17 protein-coding genes are annotated in these 14,572 nt (G+C 54.9%); 14 read left to right on the top strand and 3 right to left on the bottom strand.

Going from position 1 to position 14,572, the window contains the following annotated elements; genetic code table 11:
- Positions 1-30: 30 nt before the first annotated feature.
- From CKV68_RS08880 to CKV68_RS08890, 3 genes are read left to right on the top strand one after another with little or no spacing between them, the layout of a single operon-like run.
- Positions 31-330 carry a hypothetical protein gene (locus CKV68_RS08880; protein WP_095076041.1) on the top strand — a complete coding sequence of 100 codons (300 nt, stop codon included), beginning with the start codon at positions 31-33 and terminating at the stop codon, positions 328-330.
- 34 nt (positions 331-364) lie between these two features.
- On the top strand, positions 365-1,516 hold the full coding sequence (locus CKV68_RS08885; protein ID WP_095076042.1) for a hypothetical protein: 1,152 nt from the start codon (positions 365-367) through the stop codon (positions 1,514-1,516).
- A complete protein-coding gene (locus CKV68_RS08890; protein ID WP_029974640.1) occupies positions 1,510-1,815 on the top strand; it encodes a hypothetical protein in 306 nt (101 codons plus the stop codon). Before CKV68_RS08885 ends, CKV68_RS08890 begins: the two co-directional genes overlap by 7 nt.
- Before the next feature lie 48 nt (positions 1,816-1,863).
- Here the strand turns inward: CKV68_RS08890 and CKV68_RS08895 are convergent, their stop codons facing one another.
- Entirely contained in the window at positions 1,864-2,706 is an 843-nt protein-coding gene (locus CKV68_RS08895) for a dienelactone hydrolase family protein (protein ID WP_095076043.1), read from the bottom strand.
- A 154-nt stretch (positions 2,707-2,860) separates the two neighbouring features.
- On the opposite strand from CKV68_RS08895, the gene alr reads away from it, so the two are divergent.
- The 9 genes from alr to groL all read left to right on the top strand — a co-directional run bounded on the left by alr (position 2,861) and on the right by groL (position 11,862).
- Positions 2,861-3,973, top strand: coding sequence for an alanine racemase (gene alr, locus CKV68_RS08900; protein WP_014525355.1), 1,113 nt, complete (start codon positions 2,861-2,863; stop codon positions 3,971-3,973).
- 149 nt (positions 3,974-4,122) lie between these two features.
- Positions 4,123-4,617, top strand: a complete 495-nt coding sequence (gene tsaE / locus CKV68_RS08905; protein ID WP_013910847.1) for a tRNA (adenosine(37)-N6)-threonylcarbamoyltransferase complex ATPase subunit type 1 TsaE — start codon at positions 4,123-4,125, stop codon at positions 4,615-4,617.
- A gap of 540 nt (positions 4,618-5,157) precedes the next feature.
- On the top strand, positions 5,158-6,765 hold the full coding sequence (locus CKV68_RS08910; protein WP_029974641.1) for an aspartate:alanine exchanger family transporter: 1,608 nt from the start codon (positions 5,158-5,160) through the stop codon (positions 6,763-6,765).
- A gap of 188 nt (positions 6,766-6,953) precedes the next feature.
- On the top strand, positions 6,954-7,430 hold the full coding sequence (locus CKV68_RS08915) for a hypothetical protein (RefSeq protein WP_013910849.1): 477 nt from the start codon (positions 6,954-6,956) through the stop codon (positions 7,428-7,430).
- 118 nt (positions 7,431-7,548) lie between these two features.
- Positions 7,549-8,223, top strand: coding sequence for a tRNA (adenosine(37)-N6)-threonylcarbamoyltransferase complex dimerization subunit type 1 TsaB (gene tsaB, locus CKV68_RS08920; RefSeq protein WP_038617670.1), 675 nt, complete (start codon positions 7,549-7,551; stop codon positions 8,221-8,223).
- Positions 8,224-8,715, top strand: a complete 492-nt coding sequence (rimI, locus tag CKV68_RS08925) for a ribosomal protein S18-alanine N-acetyltransferase (RefSeq protein WP_095076044.1) — start codon at positions 8,224-8,226, stop codon at positions 8,713-8,715. It begins immediately after the preceding gene.
- Position 8,716: 1 nt separating this feature from the next.
- Positions 8,717-9,772: a tRNA (adenosine(37)-N6)-threonylcarbamoyltransferase complex transferase subunit TsaD gene (gene tsaD / locus CKV68_RS08930; protein ID WP_013910852.1), complete on the top strand. Its 1,056-nt coding sequence runs from the start codon at positions 8,717-8,719 to the stop codon at positions 9,770-9,772.
- Positions 9,773-9,933: 161 nt separating this feature from the next.
- Complete coding sequence (gene groES, locus CKV68_RS08935) at positions 9,934-10,230, top strand: co-chaperone GroES (RefSeq protein WP_004566891.1); 297 nt, start codon at positions 9,934-9,936, stop codon at positions 10,228-10,230.
- A gap of 12 nt (positions 10,231-10,242) precedes the next feature.
- Positions 10,243-11,862 (top strand): chaperonin GroEL, encoded by a 1,620-nt coding sequence (gene groL, locus CKV68_RS08940; RefSeq protein WP_095076045.1) that lies wholly within the window; start codon positions 10,243-10,245, stop codon positions 11,860-11,862.
- A 95-nt stretch (positions 11,863-11,957) separates the two neighbouring features.
- Here groL and CKV68_RS08945 read toward each other — a convergent pair whose 3' ends face one another.
- The gene (locus tag CKV68_RS08945) at positions 11,958-12,239 is read right to left on the bottom strand and encodes a WhiB family transcriptional regulator (RefSeq protein WP_013910854.1); all 282 of its coding nucleotides are present in this window, start codon (positions 12,237-12,239) and stop codon (positions 11,958-11,960) included.
- A 317-nt stretch (positions 12,240-12,556) separates the two neighbouring features.
- Between CKV68_RS08945 and CKV68_RS08950 the strand changes: the two genes are divergently transcribed.
- Together CKV68_RS08950 and CKV68_RS08955 are read left to right on the top strand one after the other, a co-directional pair.
- Entirely contained in the window at positions 12,557-13,138 is a 582-nt protein-coding gene (locus tag CKV68_RS08950; RefSeq protein ID WP_013910856.1) for a sigma-70 family RNA polymerase sigma factor, read from the top strand.
- A 2-nt stretch (positions 13,139-13,140) separates the two neighbouring features.
- Positions 13,141-14,022: a hypothetical protein gene (locus tag CKV68_RS08955; RefSeq protein ID WP_013910857.1), complete on the top strand. Its 882-nt coding sequence runs from the start codon at positions 13,141-13,143 to the stop codon at positions 14,020-14,022.
- Between the two features lie 31 nt (positions 14,023-14,053).
- On the opposite strand, the gene CKV68_RS08960 is transcribed toward CKV68_RS08955, so the two are convergent.
- The gene (locus CKV68_RS08960) at positions 14,054-14,464 is read right to left on the bottom strand and encodes a DUF5319 domain-containing protein (RefSeq protein WP_013910858.1); all 411 of its coding nucleotides are present in this window, start codon (positions 14,462-14,464) and stop codon (positions 14,054-14,056) included.
- Positions 14,465-14,572 lie beyond the last annotated feature (108 nt).

Raw genomic sequence — 14,572 nt, forward strand, 5'->3', positions numbered from 1 at the left:
TAAGCATGATGACGTTTGGAGGGGGATTTTGTGTTTGACGTGCTCATTGAGCCGACTATCGTAGTGGGGATCATTAAAAGGTTTATTAGGGAACTTGATCGCCAAGAGCACAAGCATGGAAAGCCGCCAGAGCTTGACCCGGAGGCATTAGGAAAGGCATTTGCTCACCACGGAGAAAAGATTTCTGAGGCGTTGCGGCTGATTCATCACAGTAACGGAATGCGGCTGCAGCGGCTTCAGGTGGGGGTTACCACAGCACTGTCTGATGTGCAGAAGCTTATCGACGCCGACCGCACGCATTCTGCAAGCCTCAAAGCCAGCGGAGCATAGCAATGGGATTCTTGTGCGTATTAGGGGAGGACTGATGGCTCAACCCGATCTTAGACAGTATGAACGAGCAATTAACTTGCTGCGGATGGTTTCAGAGGGAACCTATTCTGGCCCAGTAGTGAGCAGCTCAGAGATGGAAAAAGTGGCGTCGAGCACAGAGGGACTTAATACTAAGATTCTGCGCGAAGCAGCTGCTGAGTCCGTGGGGAAAACTAACTTTTCTGCCAAGAACAAATTATGGTCTGTGTTGTTCAACGTGGTGAAACAATGTGCTATGACGCTTATCGCTAGTGGGCTTATGGATCTTGCCTCGACATGGCTGGGAGGGCTGATCGGTGCTAAGAACCTTGCCAAGGAAGCTAACCACGCTGGGGACGCTATCGACGACGTCGATGCACATGCGAATAAGACCATAGCTACCGTGTTATCCCAGTTGACCGTGGCCATCGAGAAGCTGTCTGGGCACATAGCCGCAATAGATAAAAAGGAAGACCCGCACGGTTTTCTTCACTGCGTTCAAGCCGGAGCCGACTGCATAGACTCTGCCGCCAAAGTAATAGCCATAACCTGCACAGACCGGGACAAAGCTATTGAGTCGTGTTATGCCCAGCTGGGGGCGTCGTTAAGCAAAGAATGCGGACGACAAGACACACGGGAGACTTCTGGTGTAGCTAAAGGGCAGGCGATAACGGTGATAGCGCAGGCGGAGTGTGCCCTGGCAGGGGCCACAGCGGCTGCGGAAGAATGCACACAGGAATCAACAACGCCACAGTCTTTTGTACGACAGAAAAACGTGGAAAAGGAACAAGCGTTGGAGGCAGTGGCACCAGCGCAGCATCCTGATCGTGGGGAAAATCATGAGGGGATGTGTGGTGTTTTAGGAGCGCTTGGAGTGGGAGTTGCGCTTATAGGACTGAGCCTGCTGGTTGAGGCAGCTTGTGGGTGGTTGGATAGCATTCCTGACTGCGGGGAGACAGATGGGGAGGGAACTCCAGTGAGGCCCGAAGAGCCGGTACCAGAACCTACGCCACAACCGCGGCCGGAGGAACCGAAAGTATCGAAGGTGCCTTTGCCTGTTGCGGAAGAACCGAGGGGCGTGGATAAGCAGCAATTTATAGCCAATCAACAAGAATGCGTGCCGCAGGGAAATAAGGGAGTCGGGATCAAGAAAGCCGGGGCATGGTGAACGCTGAAGAGGAATTTCAACGACGCGTTGAGAATGTGGAAAGGCAACGACAGGTTACTGTCAATAATTATGCGGAGTTTGCCAAGGAATTTCGCGCAACCGTGGCAAAGCGAATGGAAGAATTTGAACGCGAATTGAAAAAGTCGCAGGAGGTTGCGGAGAAAGTCAGACAGCGTGGAGAGACCCGCGCGGCGGAAAAATTCCGGAGTGATCAGAGGAGCACCGTAAGTTCGCCACGGGAGCAGATGTCTTACCGAAGAAGGCGCGGTCGCGTGAAAAGCGTATTGCGCAGAATATGAAAAGAAGCCTCTCGGGTGAGAGGCTTCTTGCAAGTAAAGAGTGTGGCTTTAGATTGCTTCTGGGTCGGCGGTGACAAGAGCGCGCTTTTCTAATGCATCGCCCCAATACGACGTGATCTTCTTGGATTCTGCCTCAGGTTCGGAGAACGCCGAGTACTTGTTCTCATGAGTGAGGCGGTGGAGCAAGAAACCGGTGACAAGACCACGGATTTTTTCACGTGAAGCGGCCTTAGAACGCCCCTGGCCGGTGACGAGCTTGAACAGGGTGTCTTCAGTGATCGTGTTATGGGAGGCGCCGTCGATTTCGCGATAAGCGACGTCTCCCTTCCAATTCGTCGCGAGTTTGGCAGCGTTACCGTAATCGAAGAGCGCATTGTCTTCCGTCCCCACGACCAGCCCGGGTGCCTCGACGCCACGAGACGCCACCTCAGCTGAGGGGGTGGTTTGCGAGGGATAGAGAGCCGCCACTGCGGCTAGCTGTGGGCGGTTGGTTGCCGCCAAAACAGCGGCCCCGGCTCCCATACCATGGCCGACAATTCCGAGGCGGCCAGGGGCTACCGTGATGTTGCCACTACCGAGTTTCACCCCGGTGAGGATCTGCAGGCTCGTTTCTATGTCTGCGGCAAAACCACGGTGGTTTGGAGAGAAACCTTTTTCCGTGTTCGGTGCTGCTACGACAAAACCCCAGCTGGCAAGATGCCTTAGTGTTGCATGGTAAACGGATATATCCTTCAACCAATCGTGGGCAAATACAACGGCAGGAAGTCCGTTGCCCTCAGCCGGAGTGTAGATTTTCCCCGGTAAACCTGCGTAATCGAGGTCGCCAACGAGAACGCGATGCCGGCCGCGCTTGGATAGGGTTGCTAGATGCTTTGAGAATTTATCAGCCACATTGTCCAAGGATAGTGGAAATTAGTACGTGTTATGGGTGAGAAGTATTGTCAGTGGATTGTGATGAGGCATTTTGGGGGAGCTTGCTGAGAAAATCCCTGAAAAGTAGTGGTCGTTATTCGTGGGGAAAATAACAGTGGCACAATGATTCACCATGAACTTGCTCGAGGCCCGTATCGATCTGGATGCCATCGCACACAACACGCGTCTGATTAAAGACAAAGCTGCGGCACAAGGTGCGCAGCTGATGTGCGTGGTAAAAGCCGATGGGTATAACCATGGCGCAGTGGAAGTAGCCACCGTTATGGAAGACAATGGTGCGGATCAGTTTGGCGTAGCGACCATCAGGGAGGCCCTTGCTTTAAGGGAAGGTGGGATAGAATCGTCGATTCTTTCCTGGATTTGGTCGCCGGAGCAAGACCTTGGGGCGGCGATTGCTGCAGGAATCGATCTGGCTGCCATCTCGCTTGCGCATGTTAAGGCCTTGGTGCGGGCGTCGGAAAGCTATGGCGAGAAACCAGTGCGCGTCACCGTAAAAGTGGATACCGGTCTGCACCGCTCTGGAGTGGATAAGCAGGATTGGGAAGAAGCTTTCTGTTCTTTGCGGGATGCGGAGAATATTCAGGTCACAGGCGTGTTTAGCCATTTTTCCAGCGCGGATGAATCGGATTCTTCTGAGACAGAACAACAAGTGGAGGCTTTCCTCGCCGCGATTGAACTTGGGCGCTCGCTAGGGCTGGAGCTGCCCGTCAATCACATTGCCAATTCTCCGGCGACGCTGAATCGACCAGACTTGTATTTTGATATGGTTCGCCCCGGTCTGGCCCTTTACGGGCACGAGCCAATTCCTGGTGAAAACCATGGCTTACGTGAGGCAATGTCCTGGGTTGGGCGGGTAACGGTAGTAAAACCGATCGCCAAGGGGGAGGGGACAAGCTATAACCTCACGTGGCGTGCGGAACAGGACGGGTATCTCTGTGTCGTTCCGGTCGGCTATGCCGATGGTTTGCCACGTTCGGCGCAAGGACACTTGGAAGTCACGATTGGTGGCCGGCGCTATCCGCAAGTGGGCCGCGTGTGTATGGATCAGATTGTGGTGAACCTAGGAGAGAATCCCTACGGTGTGGCTCAAGATGATGAGGCAGTTATCCTCGGCCCCACAGGGATGACGGCAACGGAACTGGCCACGGCTATAGGGACAATTAACTATGAACTTGTTTGCCGACCCTGCGGTCGCACTGTGCGAGTGTTCGAGCACAGGGACTAGCCCAGCGACTAACGCGGCGGAAACAGTGCAATAAAATTGTGATGATAGCGCTGCAGAATTTTCCAAAAATCACCCTAAAACTGGGATTGTGAGCAATATAGGATGAAAAACACGTCGGCTTTCCTAGTGTCAGAGGAGACACATTAAGTATGAGAGATTCCTTCCCCTCCAGCGGCGAGCGTCGTCTTGAACTACCTGCTGACACTCAAGCCCTAGCAGAGCAACTGGGCGCGGCTTTGGAAGCCGGAGACGTGCTTATCTTGGACGGTCCTCTCGGTGCCGGCAAGACCACCTTCACCCAAGGCCTAGCCAAAGGATTGCAGGTCAAGGGGCGTATTACCTCGCCTACTTTTGTTATCGCGCGCGAGCATAAGTCGCTTGTGGGCGGACCGGCGCTCATCCATGTTGATGCGTACAGGCTTATCGACGAAACCGCCGGGGCCGCCGATCCTATCGGCGCATTGGACTCGCTAGATTTGGAAACAGAACTCGAAGATGCAGTGGTTGTGGCAGAGTGGGGAGGCGAGCTTGTGGAACAGATTTCTGATTCCTACCTGCGGATATCCATCGACCGTACCACCGCGCATCGGGAAAATCCTGAGTCCGAGGCTCGTATCATTCGATGGGAAAAAGTAGTTTCCTAATCGACTCAACTCGTTGGAGAATCTACGTATCCCCAGTTCACGGTGGTGTTTCTCTAGATTTGTGGACTTTCATGGCGTTCTCGATGCCGTCTCAGCAAGATGCCCGGCCGCTTGTACGGGCCACGACATGGTCGGAACAGTTGGCCGCAGCTGACAAAATGATGTGACGGAATTGTGTTTTTAGATAACCCATATAAGAATGTTGTCTGTTCACGAGCAGAAACCATGCACATGGAAGGAATCCGTGGCCTGACAAGGCATGACGGATCCACGTGAATCCCCGCGCACAAGAACACTGACGTTGCAGGTCAACCTTTTTATGATTGACCTTTCAGGTAACGGACCTCGCTTTGAGCGACCCCTGAATTTTTGGCTTCCCCATGATCCCTTAAATTCTTGTGCTGCCTGAAAATTATGTCAGTTGTTGTGAGCGCTGGGATGAGCGTCCGTGGGGAAGCGGTGGGCGTCGTTACGCGTCGATTGCATCTGGCTTCTGAGTGAACATGTCCTTGTACTTTCAGATTGGAGTCTCGAAGCGCCGTGCTCGATTATCTTGCGACGCAACCCCTTATCACTCTGGTCCTCATCCTCGCGTTGGGACTAGCTCTGGGGAAGATCCGCCTATTCGGCATTTCTCTCGGCGCTGCGGCCGTTCTCTTCGTCGCACTCGCCCTTTCTACTATCCATCCAGCTTTGCAACTGCCCCCGCTGATTTTCCAGCTGGGGCTTGCGATGTTTGTGTATGCCATCGGCCTGAATGCCGGTGCCGCTTTCTTTGCTGAGTTCCGACACCGCGGTTGGAAACTCACGCTGTACGTGATCGGTCTTTTGATGGTGCTTATGGGTATCTCTTATGCACTTATCACGACGTTTGATCTTGGCTCGCGCGCCGCGGGCGCAGGTATGTTCGCAGGAGCTATTTCGTCTACTCCCGGCATGGCCGCGATGGTGGCGATTCTGGAAGGAATCGACGATTCTCTCGTAGCAGAACCGGTGGTGGGATATTCGTTGGCCTATCCCGGTGCTGTGATTGGTTCCATCTTGGTTGCTGCGATCGGCGCGCGTGTGTTGAAAATTAACCACGCTAAGGACGCGGAAGAAGAAGGTCTGGTGATGGATCCTCTGGAGTGGACTGGTGTGCGCATCGGCCCGCGGATCACAGGAACTATCGCTCAGCTTCCGTCGATAGCTGGTGAAGAGATCATCGCTACCCGTGTGGTGCATTCTGATAGTTTCCACTCGCTTGCAGCCCCCAGCGACCGGCTTTTTGAGGGCATGGTGCTGGTGATTAACGGCACGACTGAGGCATTAGAGCGGGCGATCGCCAAGCTAGGCGCGCCAGTGGACGTAAAGATTGAAGACACCGACCTTGAGTATTTGCGGGTGACGGTTTCCAGCAAGCACGTCGTAGGGCGGAAAATCTCTGATCTGGACACTGTGCGCTCTGGGTTTATCATCGCGCGGTTGCGCCGCGGCGACGCTGAAGTGGTTCCAGAAGCCGACGATGTTTTGCACTATTCCGATCGTGTACGCGTGATTGCGCCGAAGAATCGAATGAATGAGGTGCGTCGTTTCCTTGGCGATTCGGAGCGACAGCTTGCCGACGTCGATCTGCTTCCCTTCGCCATCGGCTTGTCTCTAGGCCTGCTCGTCGGCGCCATTCCGATTCCGCTACCTGGCGGAAACACCTTGTCTTTGGGCTTTGGTGGCGGTCCTATTGTGGTCGGTTTGATCCTGGGCGCTGTGCATCGCACAGGTCCTATTCACTGGCCGTTGCCGTATCACGCAAACCGCACAATCAGCACTTTTGGTTTAGCGATCTTCCTCGCGGGCGTGGGAACGTCGGCAGGCGTTGGCTTCCGCCATGCTCTGACAGACCCCTCTTCGCTGAAACTTATCGCGGCAGGTTTTGTGGTCACGTTAGCTTCTGCGCTGATTACCGCAGCGGTGTGCATGCCGTTGCTCAAGCTGAAGTGGGACGAGGCTATGGGGGTAGCTGCTGGTGTAACCACGAACCCAGCGATTATTTCTTATCTGAATGGGCAGACCGGCACCGAGTTGGCCACGCGTGGCTATGCCACGGTGTATCCCACGGCTATGATCGGGAAGATCGTGGCCAGCCAGATGCTTTTGCTTCTGTTGCTCTAGACACAGGCTTATCGACGCCGCCCCGCATCCCCTCGCACTAATGAAGGGGATGCGGGGCGTATTGTGCACTCAGAGAAAACTCAGTCGGTGCAGCACTCTATGCTCTTGACGTAGTACGGTTTTAGCTCAAGAGGCTTCCATAACGGTTGACCCACCCCTATTGTGCAATCCAGGAGCATTACGAGCCCATGAACAAACTTGCCCGTGGCCTACTTGCCGCTATTATTGCTGCCTTTCTCGTTGTTATCATCGCGATGATCGCCATGGCACATGGCCGGAGCGGGACCACCAACAAAGAAGGAGCTTTGGAAAGCACCCTGCGTAAAATTAGTAGTTCCGGTGTCCATGCCACTGCGCTATCGCTCAGCGACCTCTATGGTCCGGAGTGGGTAGCAGGCGCGATGATCTGCCCCGGTGCCACTGAGCAGAGCATCGCCCAGAACTACGGCATCGATACCACTGATTTGCATCTCAACGGCGGCAAAGTCCCCGAAGACGTGAACTACCTTGTGATGGCAAGCGGTGATGGAGACATCCGCTTTGAGCAGCTCAACCGTAACGAGGTCGACGTATGTTCCGTTGGCCCGCAGGGTGGTTTTGAGACCTCCGCCCTGATCCCCTTTATCAAGCAAGACGGTGTGTGGAAGATCGGAACCAGCCGCTAAAAGTGCCCTCATCCACCGGGGGCTGGTGGCTCAGGGCGGTCCTGATGTTCGGTTTATTCCGAGAAAGAATTGGGTCCTTATAACAAGCACGCTTAAGAAGCGACTACTCTTCTTAAGCGTGCTTGTTCTTGCTTTGGATACCGCCACCCCTGATCTCATAGTCGGGCTCGTCCGAGTTCCTGCTGATGCAGCTACCGGAGCTGTTATCGCGCAACGGATTTTTACGGACAGCCGACAGCATAATGAGCTGCTGACTCCTACTGTCGTGGAGATTCTAGAAGAATCAGGGCACAAGTTTGCGGATATTGACCGCATCGTGGTCGGCTGCGGGCCAGGGCCCTTCACCGGACTTCGGGTAGGGATGGTGACTGCTGCGGCCTTTGGTGATGCCCTCGGTATTCCTGTGCATGGTGTCTGCACTCATGATGCGATTGCGGCGCAGTTAGATGGCCAGGTTCTCGTGGCCACGGATGCACGTCGCAAAGAGATCTATTGGTCGCTCTACTCCGAGGGCGTTCGGACGATGGGACCAAGCATTGTTTCTCCGACAGAATTGTCGATTCCTTCCAGAATCTCCACAGTTTCGATCCCGGAAAAACTCGGGCAGCTTCTACCTGAGGCCGTGTCGAATGTGCCACAGGTAAATATGCGCCCCCTGCCGGAATACCTTGTCGCTGTAGCCGATTTTTCGGAGACGCCTGAGCCTTTGGAACCGCTGTATTTGCGTCGTCCTGATGCGAAAGAACCAGCGCCAAAGCCGAGGTCTTCTGCGATCCCGGAAGTAGAGCTCTAGATGTTTCTCCGAGAATTAACTGCCGCCGATGCACCACGATGTGCGGAATTAGAGACGCTGCTTTTTGCGGAGGAAAACCCATGGTCGGTAGAGGACTTGCGAGGAGCAATGAACCATCCGCACACGCTGTATATTGCGGTCGTGGATTCTCTTGATGATGGCCAGATTCTGGGATATGCGGGATTGGCGATGCTGGGACCAGCTCATGACCCAGAGTTTGAGATCCATACCATCGGGGTCGATCCTGAGTTTCAGCGTCGGGGTGTGGCTCGTTTGATGATGGACAACATGATGTTTGTGGCGGATCGCACTGCGGGGCCGGTGTTTCTAGAGGTACGGACAACCAACGAGCCCGCTATACGCTTGTATGAGTCGTATGGTTTTGAGCGCCAAGGGGTCCGGAAAAACTACTATCAGCCCTCAGGTGCTGATGCTTATGTGATGGTGCGGATGCCATCGGCTGTGGAAAGTAATGAAGAGAGTGAAAAATAACATGATTGTCCTTGGCATCGAATCCTCGTGCGACGAGACTGGCGTGGGCATTATTGAGCTTTCGGCTGATGGAAGTATGCGGATCCTCGCTGACGCAGTGGCCTCTTCCATGGAAGAGCACGCGCGCTTTGGCGGCGTGGTCCCCGAGATTGCGTCGAGGGCGCACCTTGAGGCGATGGTGCCGGTGATGCGCCGGGCATTGGATGAGGCGGGCGTGGATAAGCCTGATGCGGTGGCTGCGACCGTGGGGCCTGGACTTGCCGGTGCTTTGCTGGTGGGAGCTTCCGCAGCCAAAGCCTATGCAGCGGCGTGGGACGTACCTTTTTATGGTGTGAATCACCTGGGTGGGCATGTTGCAGTGGCCAACCTGGAGGGGGAAGAGCTACCTCATGCCATCGCACTTTTGGTGTCCGGTGGGCATTCGCAATTGTTGGAAGTCCAGGCTGTAGGCAAGCCAATGAAAGAGCTGGGATCTACGCTTGACGACGCCGCCGGCGAAGCCTACGACAAAGTTGCACGGCTGCTCGGCCTGGGATACCCAGGAGGTCCGGTGATCGATAAGCTTGCCGCGCGAGGAAACCGCAAAGCTATCCGCTTCCCTCGGGGGCTTTCGCGTGCCGACGATCTGCGCGGTGAGCATCGCTACAATTTTTCCTTCTCTGGCCTAAAAACATCCGTGGCGCGCTACGTGGAAAAGGCGGAACGCGAGCAGACTGTGATCAGCGTTGAAGACGTGTGTGCTTCTTTCCAGGAAGCTGTCTGTGACGTACTGACGCACAAGGCGATTCTTGCCTGCCAAGACACTGGTGCCAAGGTCTTGCTTCTGGGCGGTGGAGTAGCGGCTAATTCACGGCTTAGGGAGTTAGCGGCGGCACGCTGTCAGACGGCAGGTATCGAGCTTCGTGTCCCGCGCTTCAAGCTGTGCACGGACAACGGGGTCATGATCGCTGCCGTGGCGGCTCAGCTCATCCACGAGGGCGCACCGCAATCGGGGCTGAACATTGGCACTGATACCTCGTTGGAAGTGGAAATTCCGCTCGTGTACGCAGATATGTAAAACAGGGGAGTTCGCTAGCAGACAACTTTGTTGAGTGCTGGCACTTGCACGGGTAGAGTGCCAGTAGGTTGTACTCACACAGTTGTTCACCCGCGACGACGGCTGTGCTGGAATTCCCGCAACCGGCACAAAGAGAAACTTCATTGTACGGAAGGTATATCGTGGCTAACGTCAACATTAAGCCCCTTGAGGACCGCGTCCTCGTCCAGATCAGCGAAGCTGAGACCACCACTGCTTCTGGCCTGGTTATTCCAGACTCCGCTAAGGAGAAGCCACAAGAGGGCGTGGTTGTTGCAGCAGGTCCTGGCCGTTTCGACGGTGATGACCGCGTTCCTATGGACATCAAAGAGGGGGACACCGTTGTGTTCTCCAAGTATGGCGGAACCGAGCTGAAGTACAACGGTGAAGAATACCTCCTGCTCAACGCTCGCGACGTTCTCGCGATCATTGAGAAGTAAGGCGACCGACATATGGCAAAGCTGATTGCATTCAACCAGGAAGCCCGCGAAGGCATCCTGAAGGGTGTGGACACGCTGGCTAATGCGGTGAAAGTAACGCTTGGTCCCCGTGGCCGCAACGTGGTACTGGAAAAGGCTTTTGGTAGCCCGACGGTTACCAACGATGGTGTGACCATCGCCCGCGAAATCGACGTTGAGGATCCCTTTGAGAACCTCGGTGCTCAGCTAGTGAAATCGGTAGCGGTAAAGACCAACGATATCGCTGGCGACGGCACCACCACCGCAACACTACTGGCGCAGGCAGTTATCACAGAAGGCTTGCGCAATGTTGCCGCTGGAGCTAACCCAGTCGAGCTGAACCGTGGCATCCTTGCGGCGGCTGATAAGGCTGTGGAGAAGCTTCGTGAGCGTGCGGCAGAAGTAGCGTCTGCTGCGGACATCGCCAACGTAGCCACCGTGTCTTCTCGCGACGCTGAGATTGGCGACATGGTCGCTGCAGCGATGGAAAAAGTGGGCAAAGATGGCGTAGTAACGGTCGAGGAGTCCCAGTCCATCGAGTCCTATCTTGATGTGACCGAAGGCGTGTCCTTTGACAAGGGCTACCTGTCCCCGTACTTCATCACCGACACCGACTCCCAACGCGCTGAGCTCGATGACCCGTACATTCTTCTCGTACGGAATAAGATCTCCTCGCTGCCAGATTTCCTGCCTTTGCTGGAAAAGACAGTCGAAGCAAACAAGCCGGTTCTTATCATCGCGGAAGACGTAGAGGGCGAGCCCCTGCAGACTCTCGTGGTGAACTCCATTCGGAAGACCCTGCGCGCTGTGGCTGTGAAGTCTCCGTATTTTGGTGAGCGTCGTAAAGCATTCATGGATGACCTTGCTGTGGTCACTCATGCCACCGTGGTAGACCCAGAGGTTGGCATTAACCTGAATGAGGCTGGCGTCGAGGTATTCGGCACCGCCCGCCGTGTGACCGTGACTAAAGATGAGACCATCATCGTCGACGGGGCGGGAACCTCCGACGCAGTGGAGAATCGTCGCCAACAGATCCGTCGCGAGATTGAAAACACAGATTCCAGCTGGGATCGTGAAAAAGCTGAAGAGCGCCTGGCCAAGCTATCCGGCGGCGTCGCTGTGATCAAAGTTGGTGCGGCCACGGAAACTGAGGTCTCCGAACGCAAGCTGCGAGTCGAGGACGCTATCAACGCTGCTCGTGCGGCGGCGCAAGAGGGCGTTATCGCTGGCGGTGGCTCCGCACTTGTTCAGATTGCGAAAGAACTGCGCGTATACTCTGAGGAGTTCGAAGGCGACGCTAAGGTAGGCGTTAACGCCTTGGCCAACGCTTTGAGCAAGCCAGCTTATTGGATCGCTGACAACGCAGGTCTCGACGGCGCTGTTGTAGTCTCCAAGATCGCTGAGCTGCCCAACGGGGAAGGCTTCAACGCCGCAACCCTGGAATACGGGAACCTGATTGAACAGGGCATCATCGACCCCGTCAAGGTCACCCACTCCGCAGTGGTCAACGCAACGTCTGTTGCTCGCATGGTTCTGACTACCGAGGCATCTGTTGTGGAGAAGCCTGTTGAGGCTAAACCACAGGCCGGTGGGCACCACCATCATCACCACTAGATAAACGGTGTAAAAATCCCGAGCGCTGGTTTCCAACGCTCGGGATTTTTCTGTTTAGAACACCCTGGTGCCGGCGCTTGGGGACACCTGCTCTTTTAGTTGGTCCTCTGCCCTAACAGTGCTGCGCGTTCAGATTCGGAGAGACCACCCCAGATTCCATAGGGCTCAGCGTATTGAAGTGCGTGTTGTCGGCAATTCCGCATCACCGGACATAAAGCACAAATCTCTTTTGCTTTGCGTTCACGAGATCGCCTGGCCAGGCCACGCTCGCCTTCGGGATGATAAAAAATTTCCGATTGGGTTCCCCTACATGCTCCATGCAATTGCCAATCCCATAATTGAGCTTGTGGAGCCGGTAATAGGTCGATGTTGTTCATATGAAGGGTGATTCCTTATATCAGTGGCATGTCACAGACGTGCCAGTGGGCTGGGGCAAACTCTAAATATGAGGGTGCGTTCTTGATTGTGAAGGCACGAAGTAAACAAGGCATGGACGAAGAGGGAAGAGGGAGGAAATTCTGGAAAGAATCGTCGATTCTTTCCAGAATCCTCGCTAAGGCTAAAGTTGATAACTGAGGCTATGTCCTAGGTATTATTTATTTTTTGTATCGTTAGATAAACGCGGTGATTCGTACCTGAATTAGAAGCGCCGCCAGTAACCGGGCTTAGAAGGCTCGGTTTCTGCACATGAGTGATGGAAGAGAAAGGGCTAGCAGTGGCCGAAGCAGAGACTGAGCTTTCAAGTCTCGTACCGCGTGCTGCCGGGGGTGATTCTCGGTCGCTGCAACGGGTTATCTCCATCATTTACCCGAAAGTGTTGAGTTACGCGCGCATTCGCTTGAGCGGCGGGCGACATCCCACCCCAGAAGATGTGGCGCAGGAGATTTGCTTGGCGGTGGCTACGTCGATAGGCAAGTTCGTCGACCAGGGGAAGCCGTTCATGGCTTTTGTGTACGGTATCGCGTCCAACAAAGTCGCTGACGCTCACCGGGCGTATTCCCGTGATGTTGCAAATCCTACTGAGGATGTTCCGGAAACTGAGGTGGAACTCGACACACCGGAATCGTTTGCGCTGGTAGCGGCTGGTAGTAACAGAGTTAAGGAACTTCTCGATTTACTAGGTGATAAGCCCCGCGAGATTATTACTCTTCGAGTTTTTGTGGGGCTCTCGGCTGAAGAAACAGCGGAGATCGTTGGTAGCACGCCAGGTGCAGTGCGCGTAGCGCAACATCGAGCACTTGCCACATTGCGCAAGGCATTAGAGCAGGAGAACTAAGGATGACAGAACGCCGTTGGGCGGGAGACGAGGTCGAGGCCACGCAATCTGTTGAGCAGTTGCAGGCAGACGACCAGTTTCTGACGCACCTATCTCAGGGCGTTGACCCTACCGATGGGCAGGACCCGTTGGCTCGGTTGTTCTTGGAAGCCCGCGCTGAGATCCAGACTGATGTTCCGCAGGCTCCTACTCTGGCTATGCTAGGGCTTGGCTCGACGGAAGAGTTTCCCACTGGAGAATTCGCTCCGGTAGAGGATGCAGTATCAGAGTCTTCCGCGCTTATCGACGCCCCCGTGGCCGAAGTTATTGAGCTTCCTCGCCGTAGGTGGGGCAATGCCTTTGCCCATGCCTTGGTCGGCGCGGCGGCGGCAACGCTCATCATCGCTGGTGGTGGCACTGCTATCTATAACGCAGGTGAAGGCTCCGCCTTGTATGCGTTGAACCAAAAATTCTTCGGGCAAACCACAAATACTGAGGCTGTAGTAGCTCTTGCCTCAAAACTGGATCAAGCAAATGATCTTAATGCGAAGGGCGATAAGGAGGGTGCGCGCCAACTGCTTGAGCAAGCTCGAGAATTGGTCAACATACTCAACGCTCGCGATCGTGCGCAGGCTGAGGAAAGAATCAAACAGGTTGAACGCAGCACTACAGTAACCCCAGTCCCTCCACCAGCTGAGCCAGAAGCTTCTGCTGAACCAGTAGTTGCTACCGTGACTACCACGGTAACGGAGACCGTGACTGTGGAACCTACCCCGGCACGTTCTACATCGGTGGCCCCAAGTACTGACCGTTCCACAACGCCGAGTAGCTCGGCTGCTGTCTCGACGGCTGTGCCGACCCCTGTAGCTGAGCTGCCGCAGCCGGATCAATTCCAGATCCACTAGCCACGGCAGGGGCTGTGAGGCTCGGCCGCGACTAGAAGAAGCGGGGAGCCTCGAGTCCGTCGAGGTATCCTAGGCAATAATCCCAAGGGACATAGGCTTGGGTGTTGGGGTTGAGACTTGGCTCGTGGACTGGGCTAAGCTCGCCATTGAGGGTGGCTCGGATGTTTTCAAGCATGATGTCCCAGTCGTAATAGTGTTCCTCGTTGCAGTCTTCGCAGAGGAAGAAAATTCCGTTGATACCACGGGGCTGTAGGACTTTTTTGAACCGCTGAACCAGCCGTAGGTCTTCTTCGATGTGTTTTTTCTCAGCCTCGCTGAGTGGTGGCAAGGGCTCGTCTTCATCTAAAAACGATGCGGGGTCATTCGGATCGTCGGCGAAGGGGTCGCGGGGCATTTGCCAGTCAAAGTTCACGTGCTTAACCATATTGGTCTGTCTAAGCATGGGCAAGCATCTGCAAGTCCACCTGTGGATTCCTGCAAAATGCTGGTAGGGGTTAGTCTAGGTAGAGCGTGAAAACGCCCTTTTTCCCGAATGCATGCACCCACAGCG

Source organism: Corynebacterium ulcerans (genome assembly GCF_900187135.1).
Classification (GTDB): Bacteria; Actinomycetota; Actinomycetes; order Mycobacteriales; family Mycobacteriaceae; genus Corynebacterium; species Corynebacterium ulcerans.